The organism is Methylobacterium sp. 190mf (assembly GCF_900107945.1).
GTDB lineage: Bacteria > Pseudomonadota > Alphaproteobacteria > Rhizobiales > Beijerinckiaceae > Methylobacterium.
On the sequence record NZ_FNVI01000004.1, the window covers coordinates 131,615 to 156,346 of the forward strand.

Sequence of the window (24,732 nt, forward strand, 5' to 3'; positions counted from 1 at the left end):
TCCGATGGCGATGTTTGGTTCACGCGACGATGCCCTCCTCGCGGCGATCGACCGGACGATGGCGCGGGTGGAATTCGACCTCGACGGCACCGTCACCGACGCGAACGCCGTGTTCCTCGACCTCGTCGGCTACACGCTCGACGAAGTCCGGGGCCAGCATCACAGAATGTTCGTGCCTGAGGCCGACAGGTCCGGTCCGAACTACAGCGCCTTCTGGGACCGGTTGCGCGCCGATCAGCACGAGGCGCGTGCCTTTCCGCGGGTGACGAAAGCCGGCCACACCGTGTGGATCCAGGGCTCCTACAACCCGATCCTCGACCGCCGCGGCAAGCCCACCAAGGTGGTCAAGCTCGCCACCGACATCACCGCGGAACGCGCCCGCAACGCGCTCCACGCCGGTCAGGTCGAAGCGCTCAACCGTTCGCAGGCGGTGATCTGCTTCGCCCTCGACGGGACGATCACGGACGCGAACAGCAACTTCCTGTCCACGATGGGCTACACGCTGGAGGAGATCCGCGGGCGGCATCACCGCATGTTCATGGCGCCGGCGGAGGCGGCCAGCCCGGACTACACGGCGTTCTGGGCCGCGCTCGGCAACGGCCAGTACCAGGCGGGCGAGTTCCGGCGGATCGGGAAGGACGGCCGCACCGTCTGGATCTTCGGCGCCTACAACCCGATCCTCGACGCCGACGGCAAGCCCTGCGCGGTGGTGAAGTTCGCTACCGACGTGACCCGGCAGGTCGAAGACCGCCAGCGCCGGGCCGAGGGGCAGCGCGCGATCGACGCCGACATCGCGGCGATCCGCGATTCGATGAGCCGGGTGGTCCGGCAGGCGGACGAGACCGCGGAGGCCTCGAGCCGGACAAGCCGCAACGTCGATGCGGTCGCTGCGGGTTCGGAGGAGTTCGCCGCCTCGATCGAGGAACTCAGCCGTCACGCGATGCAGGCGAAATCCTCCGTCGATCTGGTCGTTTCCCGCGCCGAGGAGGCGGGGGCGATCGTCGTGGGGCTGACCGGCGCCGCGGACCGGATCGGGGCGGCGGTGAGCCTGATCCGGTCCATCGCCGACCAGACGAACCTGCTGGCGCTGAACGCCACGATCGAGGCCGCCCGGGCCGGAGCGGCCGGCAAGGGTTTCGCGGTCGTCGCCGCCGAGGTGAAGGCGCTCGCCGAGCAGACCGCCAAGGCCACCGGCGAGATCGGAACCCAGATCGCCGCCGTGCAGGCCGAGACCTCCCGAGCCGTCTCGGCGATCGACGGGATCGGCGCCACGATCGAGCAGCTCAGCGCGATCTCGCTCAGCGTCTCGTCGGCCGTGACCGAGCAGGCCGCGGTGACCCGCGACATGACGGAGAACATGCAGTCGGCGGCGCAGGGCGTCGCGGCGATCCATACCGCCATGGCGGAGATCGCCTCCTCGGCGAGCGTCGTGGACGCCTCGGTGCGCAAGGTCTCGGAGGCGGCGCGCGCCCTCGCGTGAGCCGGCCCGGCAGGGCCTCAGGCCGCGCGAGTGGCGACCGGATCGGCCACGGAGATCCGGTCCCGTCCGCCATTCTTGGCGGCGTAGAGCGCGGCGTCGGCCCGCTGCATCAGCAGGTCGAACGCGATGCCGGGGCGCGCCTGCGCGATCCCGATACTGACGCTGACGCGCAGGGCCGGAAGCTCGGGAACCGCGAGTTGCGCGAAGGTCTGGCGGAGCTCCTCGGCTCGGGCCAGAGCCTCGGCGGGCGAGACGTCCGGCAGGAGGCACGCGAACTCCTCACCGCCGAGGCGGCCCAGCAGGGCCTCCCGCGGCAGCAGGGTCGACGCCATGGTGCAGAAGCCGATGAGCACCGCGTCGCCGACCCCGTGGCCGAAGCGGTCGTTGACGGCCTTGAACCGGTCGAGGTCGAACAGCAGCAGGGCGGCGTCGCCGTGCCGCGCCATCGCGTCCGCGGCGGCCCTGGCGAAGGCCCGGCGGTTACGCACGCCCGTCAGCGCGTCGGTGGAGGCGGCGATGCGCTGCTCCCGCTCCGCCCGCTCCTTGACCAGCGCCATGAAGGTGAAGGCCGAGGCGATCGAGAACATCAGGGTGACGAAGCACAGGATCGCCACCCAGTGCGACGCGAGCGGGCTGAGACCCGGCTGTGGGGGCGCCACCAGCGTCGCGGGGATCCGCACGATGTAGAAGCTGCCGTGCAGTCCCAGGATGGTGGCGGCGGCGATCCGGGAGGCGAGCCGCTCGGCGCGACCGCGCCAGATCTCCGCGGCCGCGGCGCAGCAATAGAGCGCCGCGGTCCCCGAGGCGTAGATGATGCGGGCCTCGATCGACGCGTAGAAGGTCGGGATCAGGCACAGGACGCACCAGCCGAGGGCGCCGGCCATGGCGATGCCCACCCGCGGCTCCCGATGCTCGAAGGAGCGGACGCCGCTCCAGATGAGGCCGTAGGCGGCGAGCACCACGGCATTGGCCAAGCCCACCGAGATCAGGTCGGGGATCTGGTTGCGCAGCGCGAGGCCGGCCGATCCGGCCGCGCCCACGAGATGCGCCGCGCCCCAGTAGGCGAGCACCCGGGATTCGGGCGCCTGCCGCCACGAGGCCATGAAGAGCGTGCCGACCAGGAAGGTCGTCGCCGCGCTGACGACCAGCAGGGTGGCGGGATCGAGTTGCACGGACGCCTGTCTATCCTCGACCCGGACGTTAGCCGCCCCCGCCCCCGTGTCGCACTATGGCCGAGCAACGATACGCGCCGGCAGAGTATATCGCTCTATCTTGCCGGAAGCCACTGTAAGCTAGATTAGAACGGCCAACCGGGACGAGGGTGCTAGTACACCGGCATATTCGTCCCGGAGCTTGCCGGGTCTCCCGTGCTGAGTGCCGCAGGGTCGCCGACTCTGACCTCGGCGCGGGCCCGCCCCCGCACGGCCCCGGAACGCCGGGGCCGGAACGCGCGGTGCGGCCCGCCCGTCAGGCGCGGTGGATCACCGGGACCGCGGGCGCGCCCTCCCACTCGGTGTTGGCGGGGATCGACTCGCCCTTCATGACGATGGTGAGCGGGCGCAGCCGGGCGAAATCGCCCACCTTGGTGTCGTAGAGCACGGTCGAGAACGCACCCACCGAGACGCCGCGCCCGACGACGACGCGGCCGATCTTCATGATCCGGTCCTCGTAGAGGTGCGTCTGCAGTGCCGAGACGCGGTTGATCGTGGCGTAGTCGCCGATGGTGACGCAGTCGAACTCGGTGATGTCGGTGGTGAGCATGCAGACGCCCTTGCCGACCTTCACGCCGAACAGCCGGAGCACCCAGGGCAGGAAGGGCGTGCCCTGGAGGTGCTCGAGCAGCACCTTGCCGGCGAGCCCCCAGTAGGCCACCGCGATCGCCTCGGTGCGCATCGCCCACCACGACCACATCGGCTGCATGCCGGGCTTGTAGACGCCCATCAGCAGCCACTTCATCGCGATGACCGCCGAGGACTGGATCAGCGCGATGGCGACGCTCGCACCGACGAAGCTGTAAGCCAGACCCCACCAGTCCTGCTCCAGGATGGCCGGGTAGAAGTACCAGTCGATCGCCGTGATCGCGAGGGTAATGTAGAGCATCGGCGAGAACGAGGTCGCGAAGGCCTCGAAGACGCCGCGCCGGATCTTCGGCCACGCGCCGGGCTCGTAGGTCTGGGCGGTCGAGCCGAGATCGACCTTCTGGCGGGCCGGCAGCCGGATCGGCGGCGAGCCGAACCACGTCTCGCCGGGGCTCATCGCGGCGTTCTCGGGCGGCTTCGACTTGATGCCGATGAGAACGTCGTCGGGGATGACGGCGCCGGGCGGCACAACGGCGTCGTTGCCGACGAAGACCCGGGCGCCGGTGCGCACCGGCTCCAGGTGCATCCAGCCGCGCCGGATCTCCTCCTCGCCGTACACCACCTCGTCGGCGATGAAGTTCTTCGCGCCGACCTCGGCGAGGTCGTAGCGGCCCGCGAGGTTGGTCGAGATCTCGGCGCCGTGGCCCATATTGGCGCCCATCAGCCGGTACCAGGCCCGCATGTAGACGGTCGCGAACAGCGACGAGAGCGTCTCCAGGGTGACCTCGACGGCGAGCGCCAGCGACCATTTCCGCAGGTAGAACAGCGAGTGGACCGAGTAGGTGCCGGAGCGGGTCCGCGGCAGCACCACCCAGCGGATGCCGGCGATCAGCAGCACCGTGCCGGCGGTCATCAGCATGGCGGTCGGCCAGGTGAGGATCGGCAGGTACCAGTGGTAGTCGATGTCGGTGATGTCGGAGAGCGAGTCCGAGATCTGGTCGAAGATGAAGAAGGCCGGGAAGATCGGCAGCAGACCCACCGCGGGGATCGCGCCGAGCAGCACCACGTAGGCCGCCATGAACGCCGCGCGGCGCGCGAAGGAGGCCTCGGCGGGGGCGGGCAGCTCCGTGGGGTCGGCCATCCCGACCTTGCGGCCGGGCGAGCCGTCCCACCGCTCGGCCGCGCCCACCCGCGAGCCCGTGGGGATCGTGGTGAGGTCGGCGATCTCCGCCTGCGGCCCGATCACCGCGTCGTGGCTGATCACGCAGGAGGTGCCCACCGCCGCGTCCGCGCCGATCTCGACCCTGCCGATGACCAGCTCGTTGCCGACGATCTCCGCGTTGGCGATGACGAGGCGGCCGCCCAGGGACGCGCCGTCCCCGATGGTCAGGAGGTCGGCCGCGCCGATCTCGATGTCGGAGATGAGCGTGTCGCGTCCGACCTTCGCACCCATCAGCCGGAGGTAGACGGCGATCGCGGGCGAGCCCTGGAGCCACTTCACGTGGACGAGGGGCGCCAGCCGCTGCGCGAGCCACCAGCGATAATAGTAGGTGCCCCAGAGCGGGTACCGGCCCGGCTTGGTCCGGCCGAGGATCAGCCACTTGCCGGCGACCGCCGCGACCGCGGTCACGCCGTTGATCGCCACGTAGACGAGGAGCAGTACGCCGAGTTCGGCGAAGAAGCTCAGGCCTCCGCCGGTGAGCAGCAGGTAGGTCACGAACATGCCGAGCCACTGCGCGGTGGCCAGCGCGATCACGAAGGGCAGCGCGACCAGCTGCCCGAGGCCGCACAGCGCCCGGCGCAGCAGCGGCGGCGGCGCGAAGCTCAGGTCGCGGGTCGCGGCCCCGGCGCCCATGCCGCCCGTCCGGGCGATGAGCGCGTCGGCCATCGCCCGCACGGTGCGCAGGGCGTAGACGTCCGGCAGCGTGATCCCGGCCAGCGGCGGGTTCTCGCGCACCGCCGAGACGAAGCGCGCGGCGAGCAGCGAATGGCCGCCGAGATCGGCGAAGAAGTCGCCCTCGAGGGCGATCGGCTGGTTGCCGAAGATCTGCTTGGCGGCGGCGACCAGGGCCGCCTCGGTCTCGTTGGCGGGCGTCTCCTGCTCGCCGTCGGCGGCGACCACCGTGAGCGGGGCGACCTTGAGCGCCTTGCGGTCGACCTTGCCGGACGTGAGCCGAGGCAAAGTCTCGGCCACCTCGAAATGGCCGGGCACCATGTAGGGCGGCATCTGCCCGGCGAGGGTCCGGCGGAGGGCGGCGGCGTCGATGGACCGGCCGCGCTCCGGGATCAGGAAGGCGACGAGGCGGTCGACGCCGTCGTCGTTCCGCAGCACGACGGCGGCCTGGTTGACGTCGGGCGCCGCCCGGATCCGGGACTCGATCTCGCCGAGTTCCACGCGGAAGCCGCGGATCTTCACCTGGTCGTCGATCCGGCCGTGGAACACGATCCGGCCGGCGGCGTCGAGGGAGACCGCGTCGCCCGAGCGGTAGAGCACCGGGTCGGTCCCGTCCGACGCGAACGGGTTGGCGATGAACTTCTCCGCCGTCAGCTCGGGACGGGCGAGGTAGCCGCGCGCCACGCCGGGACCGCCGATCAGCAGCTCGCCCTGCTGGTCTCGGCCGAGCAGGGTCAGATCCTCGCCGGCGACGTAGACGGAGTAGTTCGGGATCGGGCCGCCGATGGTCACCGGCTCGCCGGGCCGCATCTCGGCCGCGGTGGCCACCACGGTGGCCTCCGTCGGGCCGTAGGTGTTGAACAGCTGGCGGCCGCCGGTCGCCCAGCGGGCGATCAGCGGCTCGGGCAGCGCCTCGCCGCCGAGCAGGACGAGGCGCACTCGCGGCAGGTCGCCGGAGATCATCGCCAGGAGCGTCGGGACGGTGTCGAGCACCGTGATCCCCTCGGCCTCCAGGATGCCGGGGAGCGATTCCAGGTCGCCCATCATGGCGGGGCTCGCCACGAACAGGGTCGCGCCCACGAGATACGGCACCCAGATCTCCTCCATCGAGAGATCGAAGGCCACCGAGGCGCCCTGGAAGACCACGTCGTCGGCGCGCATCCCGTAGAGGGCGTTCCCGGACCGCAGGAAGTGGCAGATGTTGGCGTGGCTGATGACGATGCCCTTGGGCACGCCGGTCGAGCCCGAGGTGTAGATCAGGTAGGCGGGGTGCTCGGGCGTCAGCCCGGCCGCGCGCGGATCGGGCAGCGGCGCACCGGCGGGCGTCCCGGAGTCGAGATCGGCGGGCGTCAGGGCCGGGGCGACGTCGGGCGCCGCCGCGGCGAGCGCCGGGGAGACCAGCAGCGCCTTCGCGCCCGCGTCGGCGAGGCACACGCCCACCCGGTCCGCCGGCGCCTCGGCGTCGAAGGGCAGCCAGGCCGCGCCCGCCATCGTGATGCCGATCTGCGCCACGAGGAGGTCCGGGCCACGGGCCATCCAGAGGCCGACGATGTCACCCGGCCCGATGCCGCGATGGGCGAGGCCGGCGGCGATCCGGCCGGCCCGGGCGGCGACCTCCGCGTAGGTCAGGTGCGGGTGAACGCCCCCGGCGCCGACGCCGGCGCCGTCGACCAGGCAGGGATGATCGGGCCGGGTCTCGGCCGCGTGCAGGAAGATCTCGGCCAGGACCTCGTCGCGGATGAGGTCGGGCCGGTGGTCGCCGCGCAGGATCGCCGCCGCGGCTCCGAGAGGCGCGGGCTCCCCGGCCGTCGGTCCGGGCCGGGTCTTCTCGGCGACGTCGCTCATCCGCTGCTCCGCTGGCCGCCCGCTCGGGCCGGCGCCTGTCCTGGCCGCCGCCCTATAGCCTGCCGATCATGCCGTTATCGAGGCGGCTTTGCACTGCGCCGGCGCACGGGATCAAGCCCAGCGCCAGCCACCGGGCTCGAGGATCAGGACCTCGCCCTGGCGGATGCCCAGGCGGGGCGCCGCGTAGACGTCGAGGTGGCCGAGGGCGACCAGCGCGGCCCGCGCGACGCCGCCATGGGCGACGATGACCGTGTCCCGCTCCAGCCCCGCGATCATCGGCCCGACGCGCTCGACGAGGCCGGCATAGCTCTCCGCGCCGAGACCGGGCGGGCGGTAGTGCCAGCGGTCTCGGTCGCGGCCGGCGGCCCCGGCCGGGTCGCGGCGGCGGATCTCCGCCCAGGTGGAGCCTTCCCAGCTGCCGAAACCGATCTCCCGCAGGCGCGGGTCGACGCGGTACGCCTCGGGCGGCAGGCCGAGTGCGCCCCGCAGGATCTCCATGGTGCGCCGGGTGCGCTTGAGCGGGCTCGCGACGAAATCGGCCTCTGCCAGGGCCGGCCCCGCCGCGGCGGCGAGGCGCTCCGCCACGGCCGCGGCCTGTGCCTCCCCCTGGGCATTGAGGTCGGTGTCGCGCCCGCCCTGGAGGCGCCCCTCGGCGTTCCAGGCGGTCTGGCCGTGCCGGATGAAGTAGATCGTACCCAACCGTCTCAACCCCGTCCTGCACAGGCGTCCGGAACAGCCTGGACTACCGGCCGTTCTCGCCGGCGGTCGGCAATATCCGGAACTAGGTCCTGCCCCATGTCCAAGAAGCACGGCAAGCATCATCGCGGCCACAAACGCGGTGACGGCATGACAGGTGAGGCCGATCTGCATGGCGCCACCGTGGATCACCGCCCGTCGACGGCCCGCTGGGCCGGCAGCGTCGACAGCGTGGCCGAATCCGTCCCGGCGGCGCTCGGCCGGCACGGGCCGGTACCGATCCGCCCGGCGCCCGGCATCGTGGCGGTCGAACCGGGGGCGCCCTTCGATCTCGGCACGGTCGATCCCGACGACGTCGGCGGTCTCGACAAGGACTGGGCGAAGGACGCCCTCGCCCAGGAGCGGGCGCGCATCGTCGCCCTCCAGGAGCGCCTCTACGCGGAGCGCGCCAGGAGCCTCCTGCTGGTGTTCCAGGCGATCGACACGGGCGGCAAGGACGGCACGATCCGGTCGGTGCTCAAGGGGGTGAACCCCCAGGGCTGCGCGGTGGCCTCGTTCAAGGTGCCCTCGAGCGAGGAGCTCGATCACGACTTCCTGTGGCGCTACCACGCCCGGGTGCCGGGGCGCGGCATGATCGGTGTGTTCAACCGCAGCCACTACGAGGACGTGCTCGTCGTGCGGGTGAAAGGCCTCGTGCCGGATGCGGTCTGGCAGAGCCGCTACGGCCGGATCAACGATTTCGAGCGCCTGCTCACCGAGTCGGGCACGACGGTCGTGAAGTTCTTCCTGCACATCTCCAAGGCGGAGCAGAAGCGGCGCCTGGAGGCCCGGATCGCCGACCCCGAGAAGCACTGGAAGTTCGACCCGGCCGACCTGGTCGAGCGGAAATCCTGGGACGCCTACCAGCAGGCCTTCGCGGACGCCCTCGGCCGCTGCTCGACGCCCGAGGCGCCCTGGCTGGTAGTGCCGGCCAACCACAAGTGGTTCCGCAACTACGTGATTGCCCGGACCGTGGCGGATACGCTGGAGGCCATGGACCCGCGATTCCCCGAGGCCGCCAAAGGCATCGCGGATCTGACGGTCCCCGACTGACGCGGGAGAATCCGGGATGCTGGTGGTTCGAGAGGTCGCGATCTCGGGCTACCGCTCGCTGCGGCGGATCGGCTTCCCGGTCGACGCGCTGTCGGTCTTCGTCGGCGGCAACGGCACCGGCAAGACCAACCTCTACCGGTCTTTGGAGTTGCTGCAGGCCGCCGCCCGGGGCACCCTCACCCGCGACCTCGCCGCCGAGGGCGGCATGGACTCCGCCCTCTGGGCCGGCCGCCGGCGGCAGGGCGAGGCGGCGCGGATCCGCCTGTCGGCCACCCTGCGCCACGACACGATCGGGCAGGAATTCGTCTACGCCGTCGAGATCGGGCTGGTGCAGCAGGTCGGCGGGACGACCTTCGGCGCCGCCTTCCGGAAGGAGCCGCAGGTCAAGGCCGAGCGTCTGACGGTCCGCACCCGCGGCCGCGCGGCCGTGATCCTCGATCGCGACGGGCGGAGCGGCTTCGTCCGGGACGCGGAGGGCCGAAAGCGCACCCTCGGCGGTGACCTGCTGCCGACCGAGACCGCCCTCGGCAGCCTCCTCGACGCCACCGGCCATCCCGAGATCGCCGTGGTCCGCCTCGCCCTGGCGGGGTGGCGCTTCCACCACGATTTCCGGACGGATGCCGAGTCGCCCCTGCGCCGGCCCTGCCTCGCGGTGACGACGCCGACCCTCGCGTCCGACGGCGCGGACCTCGCCGCCGTCTTCGCCACCCTGGCGCATATCCGGGAGGACACGACCGAGATCGACGAGGCCGTCGACGGCGCCTTCCCGGGCGCGGCGCTCGTGCTGCCGGAGCCGGGCCGTCACGCGCGCTTCGGCCTGCGCTTCCCCGACTTCCCGGGCCGGACCTTCGATCCGCCGGAACTGTCGGACGGCACCCTGCGCTACCTCGCCCTGGCCGGCGCGCTGCTCGGCTACCGGCTGCCGCCGTTCATCGCGCTGAACGAGCCCGAAACCAGCCTGCATCCCGATCTCATGGATCCGCTGGCGCGGCTGATCGCGCGGGCCGCGGAGCGCACGCAGGTCTGGCTCGTCACGCACTCGGAGCGGCTGGCGGCCGGCATCGCGGAGCACGGGAAGGTCCGGCCGCGCACCGTCATCAAGCGCGACGGCGAGACCTGGATCGACGGGCTCACGCTCTCGGGAGAGTTCGACGAGGCGGAGGACGCGTGAGCCACGCCGGGCCGCTCACGCCTCAGGTCCGGGCCGCCGCGACGACAGACCCGTCTCAGTCCTTGTCGAGGGTGAGATCCGGCGCCTCGGGATTCTTCATGCCGACGACGTGGTAGCCGGCATCCACGTGGAGGATCTCGCCGGTCATGCCGGCCGCCATGTCGGAGACGAGGTAGGACGCGGTCTCCCCGACCTCCCCGATCGTCACGGTCCGACGCAGGGGCGCGTTGTACTCGTTCCACTTCAGGATGTAGCGGAAATCGCCGATCCCGGAGGCCGCGAGGGTCTTGATCGGGCCGGCCGAGATGGCGTTGACCCGGATGTTCTTCGGGCCGAGATCGGCCGCGAGGTAGCGCACCGACGCCTCCAGGGCCGCCTTGGCGACGCCCATCACGTTGTAGTGGGGCATCCACTTCTCGGCGCCGTAATAGGTCAGCGTCACCAGCGAGCCGCCCGGGCGCATGATCTTCTCGGCGCGCTGGGCCACGGCGGTGAACGAGTAGCAGGAGACCAGGAGCGACTTGGTGAAATTGTCCTCGGAGGTCTCGATGTAGCGGCCGGTCAGTTCGTCCTTGTCGGAGAAGGCGACGCAGTGGACGACGAAGTCGATGCCGTCCGGGAAGACCCTGGCGGCCTCCGCGAAGACCGCGTCGATCGTGGCCGCCTCGGTGACGTCGCAGTGCCCGATCACGTGGGCGTCGAGTTCCTTGGCCAGGGGCTCGACGCGCTTGCGCAGGGCGTCGCCCTGGTAGGTGAACGCCAGTTCGGCCCCGTGGGCGCGGGCGCTGCGGGCGATGCCCCAGGCGATCGAGCGGTTGTTGGCGACCCCGAGGACGATGCCCCGCTTGCCCGCCAGAAGGCCCTGCCCGTGTTCCGCCATGATCGATCCCGAAGCCGCGCGACCCCTCTCGGGGCCGGGGGGCCTCCTTAGCGGAGGCGGCCCGGCGACGGAAGTCCGGGACGCCGCCGAGCACCTTCATGCGCGCCCCGGTGGCTACGCCGGCGCGTCAGGCCGCGTTGGCCGCCCGGCGGCCGCGGGCGAATTCGGTCAGTGCCGCGTCCTCGCCCTCCGGCAGGACGATCGCCGTCGTGGCGAACAGGTCGCCGCGGGTGCCGTCCTTCTTCGGAAGCCCCTTGCCGCGCAGACGGAAGGTGCGGCCGGAACTCGTCATCGCCGGGATCTTCATCTCGACGGCGCCGGTGAGCGTCGGCACGCGGATCGTGCCGCCGAGCACGGCATCCTCCAGCGGAACGTCGACACTGGTGCGCAGGTCGGCCCCCTCGACGGTGAAGCGCGGGTGCGGCCGGATCCGGATGGTGAGGAGGGCGTCGCCCGGCTCGGCCCGGAGGCCGCCACTCTGGCCGAGGCCGCGAAGCCGGATGGTCTGGCCGTCGACCACGCCGCGGGGAATCACGACGTCGACCTCACGGCCCGTGGGCAGGGCGAGGCGCAGCTTCTCCTCGCTGGCGACCTGCTCCAGCGTCACCAGCAGCTCCGCGGCGACGTCCTCGCCCCTGGCCGCTTGACGCTGGCCGCCCGGACCGGCCCCGCCGGCGCGGAACGCCTCCCCGAAAATGTGCGAGAAGATATCCTCGCCCATCCCGCCGCCGCCGCCGCGCTGCGCGCGCGCCATGTTCTCGAAATCGAAATTGCCCCCGCGCCCGCCGCCGAAGCCGCCGAACCCCTCGAAGCCGGTCGCGCGCGGCTTGCCCTCGGCGTCGATCTCGCCGCGGTCGAACTGCTTGCGCTTCTCGGAATCGCCCAGGATCTCGTAGGCCGAATTCGCCTCGGCGAACCGGTCTTTGGCCTTGGCGTCGTTCTTGTTGCGATCGGGGTGGAAGTCCTTGGCGAGCTTGCGATAGGCCTTCTTGATCTCGGCCTCGCTCGCCCCCTTGGCCACGCCCAGCACGTCGTAGGGATTGCGCATGGATCTCTTGGCTGTGCGGTTGGCTGTGCGATGTGGGTTCGCAACCGGGATGTGGGATGGATGTTGCATCCCTGCAACGGTTCTGGCGGCGAAAGTCTGCGGGTTCGGGCCGAACGTCAAGCGGCCGATCTCGCCGCGGCTCCGCGCCGGCCCTATCGTCGGACACGGCGCAAAACGGCGCCTCCGGGCCGGGGGCCGCGCCCGTCTGGATCACCTGAAACCGGAGAGCCGATGCACTACGCCTGCGACCACCTCCACCTGCGCAGCCGCGACGCCGTCGCGGCCGCCTCCTTCTACGTCGAGACCTTCGGGGCCCGGGAGGTGAAGCGCGTCGGCGCGGACCCGGTGCAGCGCGTCGTGCTCGACCTCGGCGGCCTCGCCGTCTTCATCGAGCAGGCCCCGGACGAGATCGCGCCGGCGACCGCCACGCCCTGCCTCGGGATCGAGCATTTCGGGCTGCGCGTCGCCGACATCGAGGCCGCGATGGCCGATCTCACCGCCCGGGGCGTGCCCGTGCGGACCGGCATCACGGAGCGCGGCCCCGGCCTGCGGATCGCCTTCGTGGAGGGCCCCGACGGGGCGCTGATCGAGATCCTGGAGCGGAAATCCGCCTGATGGCGCCGCGACCCGCGCGCCGCCGCGCCCTCACCGCGGCGCTGATCCTGCTGCTGGCGGCGTCCGGCGGGGCGGCGGCGCGCCCGTTCACGGACGCGGCCGGCCGCACGGTCGAACTCCCCGAACGGGTCGGGCGGGTGCTCGCCGCGGGACCGCCGGCCGCGGTGCTCCTCTACACGCTGGCGCCCGACCTCATGGCCGGCTGGGTGAGCGCCCCGCATCCCGAGGCGCTGCCCTTCCTCGCGCCCCGGACCCGGGCCCTCCCCGCCTACGGCCGCCTGACCGGGCGCGGCGGCACGGCGAACGTCGAGGCGGTGCTGGCCGCCAAACCGGACCTGATCGTGGATTCGGGCAGCCTCGGGCCGACCTACGCGTCGCTCGCCGACCGGGTCCAGGCGCAGACCGGGATCCCCTACATCCTGCTCGACGGCAGCTTCGCGAAGACACCGGAGGCGTATCGGCAGCTCGGCGCGGCCCTGGGCCGTCAGTCCGACGCGGACGCCCTGGCGGCGGAGGCCCAAAGCCTCGCCGACACGGTGGACCGCGCCGTCGCGATGGTCCCGGAGGACAAGCGACCGCGGGTCTACTACGCGCGCGGGCCGCGCGGGCTGGAGACGGGGTTCGCCGGCTCGATCAACACCGAGCTGGTCGAGGCCGCCGGCGGCCGCAACGTCGCGCAGGACGGGGGCGGCCGCCTCGGCAACGTCTCGCCCGAGCAGGTGCTCGCCTGGAACCCCGACGTGATCGTCACCCTCGACCCGGCCTTCGCGGCCGGGCTGCGCGCCGACCCGCTGTGGCGGGACGTCCGGGCCGTGCGGACCGGGCGGGTCTACGTGGCGCCGCTCCACCCTTTCCCGTGGTTCGACGCCCCGCCGGGGGTCAACCGGCTGATCGGCCTGCGCTGGCTGGCGGCCCGGCTTCATCCGGACCTGTTCCCGCAGCCGATGCCCGAGGTGGTGCGCGCCTTCTACGGCCGCTTCTACCATGTCGACCTCGATTTCGGTCAGGCCGTCGCCCTCCTCGGCCCGACGCCGCCGGGCGGCCCCCCGGGCCCGGCGCGGTGACTCGCGTCCCGGCCGCCGCCGAGACGATCCGGGCGCGCACCCGCTTCCGCCTGCCCGCGGCGCTGCTGGCCGGGCTAGCCCTGCTGACGCTGACCGCCGTGGCGCTGGCGGTCGGCAAGTACCCGGTCGCGCCCGCCGACCTCGCCGCGATCCTCGGCCACCGCTTGCTCGGGCTGCCCCTCCGGGTTCCGGCAACGGCGGAGACGGTCGTGATGCAGGTGCGCCTGCCCAGGGTGATCGCCGCGCTGGTCGTCGGCGCGGCCCTGTCGGCCGCGGGGGCGACCTACCAGGGCCTGTTCCGCAACCCGCTGGTCTCGCCCGACATCCTCGGCGTCTCGGCCGGCGCCGGGCTCGGCGCCGTCCTGGGGATCTATCTCGGCCTGCCGGTGGCGCCGATCCAGGCCCTGGCCTTCCTGGGCGGGCTCGGCGCCGTCGCGGCGGTGTACGGCGTCGGCCTCGCCGTGCGGCGGCACGACCCGGTCCTGACGCTGGTCCTCGCCGGGGTCGCGGTGGGGGCGGTCCTCGGGGCGGGCATCTCGCTCCTCAAGGTGCTGGCCGATCCCTACAACCAGCTGCCGGCGATCACCTTCTGGCTCCTCGGCAGCCTGTCCTCGGTCACCATCGGCGACGTCGCCGCCACCCTGCCGATGCTGCTGCTCGGCCTCGTGCCGCTGGTGCTGCTGCGCTGGCGCATGAACCTGATGAGCCTCGGCGACGCGGAGGCGCGGGCCCTCGGCGTGGAGACGCGGGTGCTGCGCCCCGTCCTGATCGCCGGCGCGACCCTGATCACGGCGGCGGCCGTGGCGATGACCGGGGTCATCGGCTGGATCGGGCTGATCGTGCCGCACGTCGCCCGGCTGCTGGTCGGGCCGGATTACCGCCGCCTGCTGCCCGCCTCGCTCGTTCTCGGGGCGGGCTACCTCGTGCTGGTCGACCTGATCGCCCGCAATCTCGGCATCGTCGAGGTGCCCCTCGGCATCCTGACGGCCCTGGTCGGGGCGCCGTTCTTCCTCTGGCTGCTGGCGTCCGGGCGCCGGGGCTTCAGCTGATGCTGCTCCGGGTCCGGGACCTCGCCTTCGGCCACGGCAGCCGGATCGTCGGCCACGACGTGTCGTTCGACCTCGCCGCCGGCGAGGTGCTGTGCCTCGTCGGGCCGAACGGCGGCGGCAAGACCACGCTGTTCCAGACGCTGCTCGGCCTGCTGCCCGCCCGCGCCGGGCGGGTGATCCTCGACGGCACCGACCTGTCGCGCCTGTCGCGGAAAGCCGTCGCCCGCACCATCGCCGCCGTGCCGCAGGCGCACGCGGCGTACTTCCCGTTCACGGTGCGCGAGGTCGTGGTGATGGGCCGGGCGAGCCGGCTCGGCCCGTTCGCCGCCCCCGGGCCATCGGACGTCGCGGCCGCCGAGCGGGCGCTGGCGGCGCTCGGGATCGGCCATCTCGCCGATCAGGTCTACACCGAGATCAGCGGCGGCGAGCGCCAGCTCGCGCTGATCGCGCGGGCGCTCAGCGGCGAGCCGCGGCTCCTCGTCATGGACGAGCCGACCGCGAGCCTCGATTTCGGCAACCAGGCCCGCGTCCTCGGGCAGGTCCGCCGCCTCGCCCAGGCCGGCATCGCCGTGCTGTTCTCGACGCACGATCCCGGGCACGCCCTGCTCTGCGCCGACCGCCTCATCGCCCTGCACGCGGGCCGCCTCGTCGCCGACGGGCCCGCCGCCGCGACGGTCACGCCGGAGCTGCTGCGCCTGATCTACGGGATCGACGTGGTGGTGGCGCCGGTGCCCGGCCTCGCGGCGCCGGTCTGCGTGCCGGTCGTTGCCTGACGTGGTCGACGGATCGCGGGCCGGTCCCTCACCCGGCGCGCGACAGCGTCTCGACCGGCTCGGTCCGGCGGGGCTCCTCGGCCCGGAAAACCGCGCCGAGCACCGCCTCGCACTGCATCCGCACGCGGGCGTGGCACTCGCAGGCGGCGTTCGAGACCGCCCGGCGGTCGAGGATCGTGATGCGCCCGCGGCCGACCCGGATGAGGCCCTGCTCCTGCAGCACCCGCAGGATCCGCGTGAGGTAGGTCCGCTGGACCCCCAGCATGGAGGCCAGGACCTCGTGCGTGATCGGGAGGGTGTCGCCGCCCGTCCGGTCCTGCAGCGACAGCAGCCAGCGCAGGCAGCGCTGCTCGATCGGGTGCAGGGCGTTGCAGGCCGCGATCTGGAACAGCTGAGCCAGGAAGCAGTCGGCGTAGCGCGCGAACAGGTCGCGGAGCGTCGATGACTCGAGCTCGGCCTGCCGGAGCCGCGCCGCGTCGAGGCGCAAAGCCGCGCCGCCGATCTGCGCCAGCCCGCTGACCGCGGGCGGCAGCCGCCCCTCGCCGATGATCCCGCCGATCGCGCCCTCGTGCCCGACGCTCGCGATCTCGGCCGTCCGGCCGTCCCGCGTGGCGACGATCAGCGCCACGACGGTCTGGTCGCGGGGGAAGATGACGTGGCTCGCCGCGGCGCCCGCCGCCAGCGCCGTATCCCCCTTGGCGAAGGTCACCGGCTCCAAGTGGGGGGCGATCAGGGCGCGATCCGAACCCGGCAGCGCGTCGAGGAGCAGGTTGCCGGTGGAGGCGGCAGAGTCGATCGGCATAGGGGACGGAGAGGTGCGGGAGGAGAGTCTCCCGTCAGGATCCTCTCGGGCTCGCCCGCCGGTGCGCGGGCCCGTCAGCCATACCCCGCGCTCTACGTCCTTGAACTAACCTAGGTTTCGCCGACGCCTTTCATCTACTTGTCCGTGCAGAGCCCCTGCTCGGAGAGCCGCTTGTGCTCGCGCGGGTCGCAGTCGGTCGTCAGGAACGAGGCCCATTCGGACGGGGTGCCGTAGAAGGCGTTGCGGTCGACGTCGCCGCGCACGCCCGGAACCCGGCCCGTGGACGTGAACTGCCACAGCATCCACTTGCGGTTGACGAAGCGCTGCTCCGGCTCGGCCGCGGTGGAGCGCAGCCAGTGCGGGTAATCGGGGAGCTCGCCCTCCAGGACGTCCTTGTGGAACGTGATGTCGGTGTAGATGATCGGGCGCTTGCCGGTGTAGCGCTCCATCTCCTCCAGCATCTCGGTGACCATCGCCAGGGCCTGGGCCTTGGGCAGCTTCTTCGGGCAGGTCTGCGAGTGGCCGTTCCACTCGACGTCGAGGACAGGCGGCAGGGCGGTGGGGTCGTTGGGGACGTTCTTCTTGAACCAGTCCATCTGCTCCCGGGCGGAGCGGCACCAGAACACGAAGTGGTAGGCCCCGCGCGGCACGCCGGCCCGGGCCGCGCCGTCCCAGTTGGTCCGGAAGCGCTCGTCGACGTGGTCGCCGCCCTCGGTGGCCTTGATGAAGGCGAACTGGGTGCCGGCGGCGCGGACCGAGGCCCAGTCGACGTTGCCCTGCCACTTCGAGATATCGATGCCCTGGATCGGGTGAAGCTTGGCCTTGGCCACGCCCGGATGGGGCTTGGCGTCGCCCTTCGTCGGATAGAAGTCGTTGTTCGACGCGCAGGCGGCGAGGCCGGCCAGGATCGCGGCGGCGGCGAAGCGCCCGGCGAGACGCCGGGCCGGCTTGAGGCGACTGATCAGGCCCCGAGCGAGATCTTCGATCGGTGACCGCGAAGGCGTGTAGATCCGCGACATCAGTGTTTAGCCCGCCACCGAAGATGCGCCACAGACAGGCGTATTCGATGGCCCTGGCGCGGTTAACGGAGCTTTGCGATCATTGCGGCGGAATTCCGGGACGCGTTGCATCCCCGCGACATACGGCGTCGATCCCCGGCTGGTTCACAGGGCCGCATACGGCTAAGTCGCGGTCCCGCAACGCGAGTCCGGACGGGGCACCGTGAGTAAGCAACTCTTTACCATAGGCTACGAAGGCCTCGACTCGGAGCGCCTCGTCGGCGTCCTGCGCTCGGCCGGGGTCGCGGTGCTGGCGGATGTCCGGGCGGTGGCGAACTCGCGCAAGCGCGGCTTCTCGAAGGGCGCGCTCGGCACCTCCCTGCGCGAAGCCGGGCTCGGCTACGCGCATCTGCGCAGCCTCGGCACCCCGAAATCCGGCCGGCAGGCGGCGCGGGCCGGGGACGCGGCGCTGATGCGCCGGATCTACTGCGAGGAAGTGCTGGACACCGCTGCCGGGATCGCGGCGCTCGACGAACTCGCCGCGCTCGCCGAGGCGTCGCCGATCTGCCTGCTCTGCTTCGAGCGCGATCCGGCCGGCTGCCACCGGCGCGTACTGGCCGAGCGCCTCGCGCCGCGGGGCTTCGTGGTCAGCGATCTCTACGGCTGAAGCGTCTCAGCGCCCGGGCAGCGGTCGCGGCTGCGGCTGCGCGCGCATGCCCAGCGCGCCGGCGAGGCGCCGGACCGGGCCGAGGGCGGCCGTCAGTCCCCGCGGCGCGGCCCCGCGGGGCGCGCGCGGCCGGCGCCGGTCGGCGTCGGGCACCGGCTCGACCGGCAGGTACAGCGTGTCGAAGAAGGACATCTCGAGCAGCACGGCGCCGTCGTCGCCGGTGATCACCATCGCGGCCTCGATGAGGCGTGGGTCGCCGCCGTGCTGACGCATCAGCCCCTGCACGATCGTGCGCGCGGTCGACCGGGCGGCCTCGACATCCTCGACCCACTGGGCCGCCGAGGCCGGGAGCGAGGCGTTGCCGAGGCGGATGGTGAAGTGCGCGCGGACCATGGAGCGCTCCTGGGAGGGGACCGGCGGGACGCCGCCGGCAACGGGTGTCAGGCGGCCTGGGCGTCGTCGACCGCTTCGGCGACGCTCGCACCGTCGGCCTCGGATCTCTCGGCCGCGGATTTCGGATCGAAGGCGTCCGCGAGCAGGCCGAGGCGCCGCGCCATGTCCCGCACCTCATTGAGGGCGATCGACTTCTGGCCTTCCTTCACTGCCCGCGTGATGTCGCTGACCTGGGTGGTGGCGATCCGCTTCAGTTCGTCGGCGAGCTGCTGGCTGGTCATCATCGCATCCGGACTCGGCTTGTCGGGCTGAGCCGGGACCGTGGGGCGGCGGGGCTTACCAAGGCGTTTCGCCGGGGATCGACGCCTGTGGACAAGCTTGGGGATCCGCGGCCGGCGCAACCCTGCCGACCGGCTTCCGCGCGGGCTCAATCCTGCAGGTGCCGCGCCGCGATGATCGAGGCGGCCGTGCGGTTCTCCACGCCGAGCTTCGCGTAGATGCTCTCGAGGTGCTTCGTCACGGTCCGGTGGCTCAGCCCGAGGATCTCGCCGATGTCGCGGCTCGACTTGCCCCGGGACAGCCAGAGGAGGACCTCCGCCTCGCGCCCGGTGACCGGCAGGCGCACCCGCAGCCGCTCGACCCCCGCCGACAGCGCGTCGCGCGACAGGCGGAGCAGGATCTCGTCTGGGGTGCGGCCGATGAAGGTCAGGGCGTAGGCGACGCCGTCGCGATCGGTCAGCGCGAGGGGCTGGGCGGCGCCGGCGAGGCAACCGCGCAGCCACTCGCGGGCGCCGGCGGGCAGCGCGGGGGTGCCGGAGGGTACCGCGCCGAGCCCGGCGAGCAGGCGTCCGGCCTGCGGGGTCGACCACAGGATCGTGCCATCCTCGGCGACCGCGAACAGGGTCCGCCCGGCCGTGTCGAGGGCGGTCCGGGCGCTCTGCGCGGCGCGGGCGCTCGCGAGATGCACGCGGATCCGGGCCAGGATCTCGTCGGGGGCGATGGGCTTCGTGACGTAGTCGATCCCGCCGGCGGAGAGCCCCTTCACGATGTGCTCGGTCTCGCTCAGCCCGGTCATGAAGATCACCGGCACGCCGGCGAGCTGCGGCTTGGCCTTGAGCCGCCGGCAGGTCTCGAACCCGTCGAGGCCCGGCATCACCGCGTCGAGGAGGATCACGTCGGGGGTGATCTCGTCCACCAGGGTCAGGGCGAGGTCGCCGCCGACGGCGACCAGCACGGTGGCGCCGGACCGCTCGATCGCCTCGGTGAGGAAGCTCAGCGTGTCGGGCGAATCGTCGATCACCAGGACGATGTCCCGGTGCGGCTGGACCTTCGGCGCCTCAGTCATGGCGGGCGAGTTCCTGCAGGACCGCGAGGTAGCGGCGAAGGTCGTATCCCTCGACGAGCCCGCGCATCCGGGTGACGAAAGCGGGCGGCACGGTCGGGTCCTGCTCCATCTGGGTCAGCTTGGCCTCGATGGCGCGGATATGCCCGATCCGGCCGAGGCGCAGGAGCTCGCCGACATGCTCGGGCCCCGGCCCCGGGACGTCCGCCGCGGCCGCGGCCGCGGCCGCCCCGGACCGCCCCGGCGCGGCGCCCTCGGTCCATTCGAGGTGCAGGAGCTTGCCGATCCGCTCCATCACGTCGCGCAGGTCGAAGGGCTTGGCGAAGATCGCGTCGTGCGGGGCGTCGTCGCCCCGGGTCGGGCTGATCTCGTGGACGTTGGCGGACATCATGGCGATCGGGCCGGTATGCCCGGCCTGCCGCAGGGCCGCCGCCGCCGCCCAGCCGCTCATCCCGGGCATCGCGATGTCGAGGAGGACGAGGTCGACGCCGCCTTGTGCGACCGTCGCGAGGCACTCGGATCCGGAGCCGGCCTCCCGCACGGAGATGCCCTGCGGCTCCAGGATCGCCCGCATCAGCGCGCGGTGAGCGCTGTCGTCGTCGGCGACCAGGACGGTGCGGCGCGCGCCCGCGTAGGCCCGCTCCGGGGGTGCGGCCGGCGCGGGCGCGACGATCGGCGCGGGCTGGGCCACGGAGGCCAGCATCAGGCGCAGCCGCGCCTGCGTGCCGCCGCCGGGGGCGGCGGTCACGGTGATCTCGCCGCCCAGGAGCTGCGCCAGCAGGTTGGCGATGGTGAGCCCGAGCCCGGTCCCCGGCGTGCTGCGGGCGGCCGGGGTCGAGCCGCGCTCGAACGGCTCGAAGATCCGCGCGAGGTCCGCCTCCGGGATGCCCGGCCCGGTATCGCGGATAGTGAACACCGCGATCTGGCTCCGGTAGCTGAGGTCCAGCGAGACGGTGCCGGCTTCCGTGAACTTGATGGCGTTCGACAGGAGATTGAGCAGCACCTGCCGCAGGCGCTTCTCGTCGGTGGCGACCACCGCGGGCAGGATCTCGGGCCGCGCGAAGCGGAACTCGAGCCCGGCCTCCCGCGCCTGGAGGCGGACCATGTCGACCAGCTGGTCGAGGAAGTCGGTCAGCCGGACCTCGTCGCGGTGGATCTGGAGGCGCCCGGCCTCCATGCGCGAGATGTCGAGGAGGCCGTCGATCAGGCCCGACAGGTGCTGGGCGCTGCGCCGGATCACCCGCAGGCCGTTGACCCGGTGGGCCGGGATCGCGGGGTCGGATTCGAGGAGCTGGGCGTAGCCGAGCACCGTGGAGAGCGGCGTTCGCAGCTCGTGGCTGATCCCGACCACGTAGCGGCTCTTGGCCTGATTGGCGGCCTCGGCCCGCTCCTTGGCCTCCTGCAGCTTGGCGTCGGTGATCTTATGGGCGGCGATCTCGGCCTGGTAGAGCGCGGTCTGGCGCATCGTCTCGGCCTGGGCGACGCGCCGGCTCTCCTGGGCGAGCACGAACAGCCACGCCACGACGCCGAGGATCACCACCAGGGTGAAGAACACGCTGGTCAGCGCCGTGCGCAGGAACTCGCGATTCTCCGGGTGGGCGATCGTCGCGCCCGCGTGCACGATGCCGAGGATCAGGCCGATCACCGCGCAGAGCGTCAGCATCACCGCGAGGTAGCGGCCCAGTGGCGCGCCGATCCAGGCAGCGGTGCGGCCCGGCAGGATCCGCGCGACGGCGGCCTGCGCCTGCACCTCCAGGCGCCCGTGGGGCTTGCACAGGTCGCCGCAGCGGGCGTCGAGCGAGCAGCAGAGGGAGCAGATCGGGGCGTCGTAGGCCGGGCAATGGGCCATGTCCTCGCCCTCGAAGGGCAATTCGCAGACCCGGCAGACCACCTCGGCCGCGCCCCAATCCCGCTTCGGGACCCGCGCCAGGTACCAGCGCCCCGCCGTCGCCCAGGCGATCGCCGGCGCGGCGCAGAACGCGATCGCCAGGGTCAGCAATGGCGCGAAGGGCTGCAGGGTCGCGCCGAGCCAGCCGACATAGGCCGCGCCCCCGGCCGCGAGGGATAGCGCCATGGCGCCGGTCCCCACGGGATTCACCGCGTAAAGGTGGGCGCGCTTGAACTCGATGCCCGGGGGCGAGAGGCCGAGCGGCTTGTTGACCGCGAGGTCGGCGGCGAGCGCGCCGACCCAGGCCGAGACCACGGAGGCGTAGAGTGGCAGGGTGCTCTCGATGGTCTTGTCGATGCCGAGCTCCATCAGGAGCACCGCGATGGCGACGTTGAACACGAGCCAGACCACCCGTCCCGGATGGCTGTGGGTCAGGCGCGAGAAGAAGTTCGACCACGCGATCGAGCCGGCATAGGCGTTGGTCAGGTTGATCTTGAGCTGCGACACGAGGACGAACAGCCCGGTGAGCAGCAGCGCCGCCCGGCTCCCCTCCCCCGTCAGGTAGCCGAAGGCCACCGCGTACATGCGGGTCGGCTCGGCGGCGTGCTCGGCCGGGACGCCGTGCCCCAGCGCAAGGACCGCCAGCGCGGCGCCGAGCAGGATCTTCAGCATCCCGGGCAGGATCCAGCCAGCGCCGCCCGAGAGGACGGCGAGCCACCAGCGGCGGTCGCGCGGGCCCCGCGGCTCCGGCACGAAGCGCAGGAAGTCGACCTGCTCGCCGACCTGGGCGAGCAGCGCCAGCAGGACGCCGGTGGCGAGACCGAAGCGCGCGAGGTCGAAGCCGCCCCCGCCGCCGTCGAGGCCCGGGTAGCCGGCGAGCGCCCGCAGCGGCCCCGTGCCCTGCGCCGCCACGAAGATCAGCGGCAGCAGGCTCAAGGCGATCCAGATCGGCTGCGTCCAGATCTGGAACCGGCTGATCAGCCGGATCCCGTAGACGACCAGGGGAATCACCGCTCCGGCGCAGAGCAGGTAGCCGACGCCGAGCGGCAGCCCGAAGCAGAGCTGCAGCGCCAGAGCCATGATCGCCGCCTCGATGGCGAAGAACAGGAAGGTGAAGCTCGCGTAGATCAGCGAGGTGACGGTCGAGCCGAGATAGCCGAAGCCGGCGCCCCGGGTGAGCAGGTCCATGTCGACGCCGTAGCGGGCGGCGTAGACCGTGATCGGCGCCGCCGTGGCGAAGATGATCAGGCCGACGACCAGCACGGCCGCCACCGTGTTGGGAAATCCCGCTGTGAGCGCCAGCGTCCCGCCGATCGCCTCCAGCGCGAGGAACGAGATCGAGCCGAGGGCCGTCTGCGCCACCTCGAGGCTCGACCAGCGCCGCGCCTTCTTGGCGGTGAAGCGGAGGGCGTAATCCTCCAGCGTCTCGTCGGCGACGAAGCGGTTGTAGTCCCGGCGGATGGGGATGATGCGCTGCGGACCGCTCATCGGGCCCCGGCCGGGACGATCAGCCCGTCGTGCCCGGGCAGCGTCGCGCACGGGCGGCCGCGCGACGCGCGCGCGCGCGAAAGACCGGGCACCGGAGCGGTGCTCCCACTATTCGCGCTCTCAGCCACCCCGACCTCAAAGTATTCCGCCGCGATGGTGCGGCGCATGCAAGACCACGGCCATACGCAAAATCGCGTATAGGCCGCACTGCAACCCAGGACCTAGCCTGCGCTCGTCGATCCGGGCCGCCTCTCAAGGCCCGGACGCGAACAGGGTCAGGCACATGGCAGACGACACCGAGACCGGCGCCGATCACGGCTTGCGCTCCCCGCTGCGGCGCAGGCTGCTCATGGGATTGGCCGGCGCCCCGGCGCTGGCGCTGTTGCCGCGCACCGCCTGGGCGGCGCCGCCGACCGCGGCGGTCAACACCACGGGCCTCGCGGTGACCGACAGCGAGGTGACGGTCGGCATTCTGCACTCGGTCACCGGCACGATGGCGATCTCGGAGACGGGCGCGCAGGAAGCGGAGAAGCTCGCGATCCAGCAGATCAACGACGCCGGCGGCGTGCTCGGCCGCAAGATCAAGATCATCCAGGAGGACGGCGCCTCCGACTGGCCGACCTTCGCCGAGAAGGCCAAGAAGCTCCTCGTCAACGACCACTGCGCCGCCGTGATGGGCTGCTGGACCTCGGCCTCGCGCAAGGCGGTGCTGCCGGTCTTCGAGCAGTACAACGGCCTGCTGTACTACCCGACCTTCTACGAGGGCCTGGAGCAGTCGAAGAACGTCTTCTACACCGGCCAGGAGGCCACGCAGCAGATCCTCGCCGGCCTGGACTGGGTCCACAAGGAGAAGGGCGGCGACAGCTTCTACTTCATCGGCTCCGACTACATCTGGCCGCGCACCTCCAACAAGATCGCCCGCAAGCACGTGGAGAACGTGCTCAAGGGCAAGGTCGTCGGCGAGGAGTACTTCCCCCTCGGCCACACGCAGTTCAACTCGGTCATCAACAAGATCAAGCTCACCAAGCCCAAGGTGATCTTCGCCGACGTGGTCGGCGGCTCGAACGTGGCGTTCTACAAGCAGCTCAAGGCGGCGGGCATCGACCTGTCGAAGCAGGTGCTGATGACGATCTCGGTGACCGAGGACGAGATCGACGGCATCGGCGGCGAGAACATCGCCGGGGCCTACGCCTGCATGAAGTACTTCGAGTCGATCCAGAACGAGAACAACAAGGCATTCGTGGCCGCGTTCAAGAAGATGTGGGGCGAGAAGACGGTCATCGGCGACGTGACGCAGGCGGCCTATCTCGGCCCGTTCCTGTGGAAGATGGCCTGCGAGAAGGCCGGCTCGTTCGACGTCGACAAGGTGGTGGCGGCCTCGCCCGGGATCGAGTTCAAGGGCGCGCCGGAAGGCTACGTGAAGATCGACGAGAACCACCATCTCTGGTCGAAGACCCGGGTCGGCCGGGCGAAGCCCGACGGCCAGTTCGAGATCGTCTACACCAGCCCCGAGCTGATCAAGCCCGATCCCTTCCCGAAGGGCTACCAGTAGTCACCTCGTTCGGAGGGGCAAATTAGCCCCTCCCCAGCGTCATCGCGAGCGCAGCGAAGCGACCCAGGGCAGCGAGACTTTCCGGCACGAAGCGCGTCCCTGGATTGCTTCGCTCCGCTCGCAAAGACGGCCCGGTTCGCCCGGAGGCCGTGACGAGTCGGCAGAAGACGCACTCCTTTTGCGGAAGACCGAAACC

20 protein-coding genes are annotated in these 24,732 nt (G+C 71.9%); 9 read left to right on the top strand and 11 right to left on the bottom strand.

Going from position 1 to position 24,732, the window contains the following annotated elements; translation table 11 throughout:
• The first annotated feature begins 4 nt into the window (after window positions 1-4).
• Window positions 5-1,480 (top strand): PAS domain-containing methyl-accepting chemotaxis protein, encoded by a 1,476-nt coding sequence (locus C4T42_RS06260; RefSeq protein WP_103984880.1) that lies wholly within the window; start codon window positions 5-7, stop codon window positions 1,478-1,480.
• A 17-nt stretch (window positions 1,481-1,497) separates the two neighbouring features.
• Here C4T42_RS06260 and C4T42_RS06265 read toward each other — a convergent pair whose 3' ends face one another.
• From C4T42_RS06265 to C4T42_RS06275, 3 genes are all read right to left on the bottom strand, one after another.
• Window positions 1,498-2,652: a GGDEF domain-containing protein gene (locus C4T42_RS06265; protein WP_020092946.1), complete on the bottom strand. Its 1,155-nt coding sequence runs from the start codon at window positions 2,650-2,652 to the stop codon at window positions 1,498-1,500.
• A 295-nt stretch (window positions 2,653-2,947) separates the two neighbouring features.
• Window positions 2,948-7,018: a Pls/PosA family non-ribosomal peptide synthetase gene (locus C4T42_RS06270; protein ID WP_020092947.1), complete on the bottom strand. Its 4,071-nt coding sequence runs from the start codon at window positions 7,016-7,018 to the stop codon at window positions 2,948-2,950.
• A gap of 111 nt (window positions 7,019-7,129) precedes the next feature.
• Entirely contained in the window at window positions 7,130-7,717 is a 588-nt protein-coding gene (locus tag C4T42_RS06275; protein ID WP_020092948.1) for a histidine phosphatase family protein, read from the bottom strand.
• A 96-nt stretch (window positions 7,718-7,813) separates the two neighbouring features.
• Here C4T42_RS06275 and C4T42_RS06280 point away from each other — a divergent pair, with 96 nt between their 5' ends.
• Window positions 7,814-8,806, top strand: a complete 993-nt coding sequence (locus C4T42_RS06280) for a polyphosphate kinase 2 family protein (protein ID WP_020092949.1) — start codon at window positions 7,814-7,816, stop codon at window positions 8,804-8,806.
• A 16-nt stretch (window positions 8,807-8,822) separates the two neighbouring features.
• Window positions 8,823-9,977, top strand: coding sequence for an AAA family ATPase (locus tag C4T42_RS06285; RefSeq protein ID WP_020092950.1), 1,155 nt, complete (start codon window positions 8,823-8,825; stop codon window positions 9,975-9,977).
• 55 nt (window positions 9,978-10,032) lie between these two features.
• Here C4T42_RS06285 and fabI read toward each other — a convergent pair whose 3' ends face one another.
• Window positions 10,033-10,857, bottom strand: a complete 825-nt coding sequence (gene fabI, locus C4T42_RS06290; protein WP_020092951.1) for an enoyl-ACP reductase FabI — start codon at window positions 10,855-10,857, stop codon at window positions 10,033-10,035.
• A gap of 127 nt (window positions 10,858-10,984) precedes the next feature.
• Window positions 10,985-11,905: a J domain-containing protein gene (locus tag C4T42_RS06295; RefSeq protein ID WP_056531888.1), complete on the bottom strand. Its 921-nt coding sequence runs from the start codon at window positions 11,903-11,905 to the stop codon at window positions 10,985-10,987.
• 231 nt (window positions 11,906-12,136) lie between these two features.
• Here C4T42_RS06295 and C4T42_RS06300 point away from each other — a divergent pair, with 231 nt between their 5' ends.
• From C4T42_RS06300 to C4T42_RS06315, 4 genes are read left to right on the top strand one after another with little or no spacing between them, the layout of a single operon-like run.
• Window positions 12,137-12,520, top strand: a complete 384-nt coding sequence (locus C4T42_RS06300) for a VOC family protein (protein ID WP_020092953.1) — start codon at window positions 12,137-12,139, stop codon at window positions 12,518-12,520.
• On the top strand, window positions 12,520-13,584 hold the full coding sequence (locus C4T42_RS06305) for an iron ABC transporter substrate-binding protein (protein ID WP_103984881.1): 1,065 nt from the start codon (window positions 12,520-12,522) through the stop codon (window positions 13,582-13,584). Before C4T42_RS06300 ends, C4T42_RS06305 begins: the two co-directional genes overlap by 1 nt.
• On the top strand, window positions 13,581-14,633 hold the full coding sequence (locus C4T42_RS06310; protein ID WP_103984882.1) for an iron ABC transporter permease: 1,053 nt from the start codon (window positions 13,581-13,583) through the stop codon (window positions 14,631-14,633). The genes C4T42_RS06305 and C4T42_RS06310 overlap by 4 nt, the downstream gene beginning before the upstream one ends.
• The gene (locus C4T42_RS06315; protein ID WP_103984883.1) at window positions 14,633-15,406 is read left to right on the top strand and encodes an ABC transporter ATP-binding protein; all 774 of its coding nucleotides are present in this window, start codon (window positions 14,633-14,635) and stop codon (window positions 15,404-15,406) included. The genes C4T42_RS06310 and C4T42_RS06315 overlap by 1 nt, the downstream gene beginning before the upstream one ends.
• Before the next feature lie 28 nt (window positions 15,407-15,434).
• Here C4T42_RS06315 and C4T42_RS06320 read toward each other — a convergent pair whose 3' ends face one another.
• Both C4T42_RS06320 and C4T42_RS06325 read right to left on the bottom strand, forming a co-directional pair.
• Complete coding sequence (locus C4T42_RS06320; protein ID WP_020092957.1) at window positions 15,435-16,208, bottom strand: Crp/Fnr family transcriptional regulator; 774 nt, start codon at window positions 16,206-16,208, stop codon at window positions 15,435-15,437.
• A 134-nt stretch (window positions 16,209-16,342) separates the two neighbouring features.
• Complete coding sequence (locus C4T42_RS06325; RefSeq protein WP_020092958.1) at window positions 16,343-17,227, bottom strand: GH25 family lysozyme; 885 nt, start codon at window positions 17,225-17,227, stop codon at window positions 16,343-16,345.
• A 202-nt stretch (window positions 17,228-17,429) separates the two neighbouring features.
• On the opposite strand from C4T42_RS06325, the gene C4T42_RS06330 reads away from it, so the two are divergent.
• Window positions 17,430-17,873 carry a DUF488 domain-containing protein gene (locus C4T42_RS06330; protein WP_020092959.1) on the top strand — a complete coding sequence of 148 codons (444 nt, stop codon included), beginning with the start codon at window positions 17,430-17,432 and terminating at the stop codon, window positions 17,871-17,873.
• A 6-nt stretch (window positions 17,874-17,879) separates the two neighbouring features.
• Here C4T42_RS06330 and C4T42_RS06335 read toward each other — a convergent pair whose 3' ends face one another.
• The 4 genes from C4T42_RS06335 to C4T42_RS06350 form a co-directional block, all read right to left on the bottom strand.
• Window positions 17,880-18,266 carry a hypothetical protein gene (locus C4T42_RS06335; protein WP_020092960.1) on the bottom strand — a complete coding sequence of 129 codons (387 nt, stop codon included), beginning with the start codon at window positions 18,264-18,266 and terminating at the stop codon, window positions 17,880-17,882.
• 47 nt (window positions 18,267-18,313) lie between these two features.
• Window positions 18,314-18,547 (bottom strand): hypothetical protein, encoded by a 234-nt coding sequence (locus C4T42_RS06340; protein ID WP_042669484.1) that lies wholly within the window; start codon window positions 18,545-18,547, stop codon window positions 18,314-18,316.
• Between the two features lie 146 nt (window positions 18,548-18,693).
• The gene (locus C4T42_RS06345; protein WP_020092962.1) at window positions 18,694-19,611 is read right to left on the bottom strand and encodes a DNA-binding response regulator; all 918 of its coding nucleotides are present in this window, start codon (window positions 19,609-19,611) and stop codon (window positions 18,694-18,696) included.
• On the bottom strand, window positions 19,604-22,984 hold the full coding sequence (locus C4T42_RS06350; protein ID WP_020092963.1) for an ATP-binding protein: 3,381 nt from the start codon (window positions 22,982-22,984) through the stop codon (window positions 19,604-19,606). Before C4T42_RS06350 ends, C4T42_RS06345 begins: the two co-directional genes overlap by 8 nt.
• A gap of 283 nt (window positions 22,985-23,267) precedes the next feature.
• Here C4T42_RS06350 and urtA point away from each other — a divergent pair, with 283 nt between their 5' ends.
• The gene (gene urtA / locus C4T42_RS06355) at window positions 23,268-24,536 is read left to right on the top strand and encodes an urea ABC transporter substrate-binding protein (RefSeq protein WP_042669481.1); all 1,269 of its coding nucleotides are present in this window, start codon (window positions 23,268-23,270) and stop codon (window positions 24,534-24,536) included.
• Window positions 24,537-24,732 lie beyond the last annotated feature (196 nt).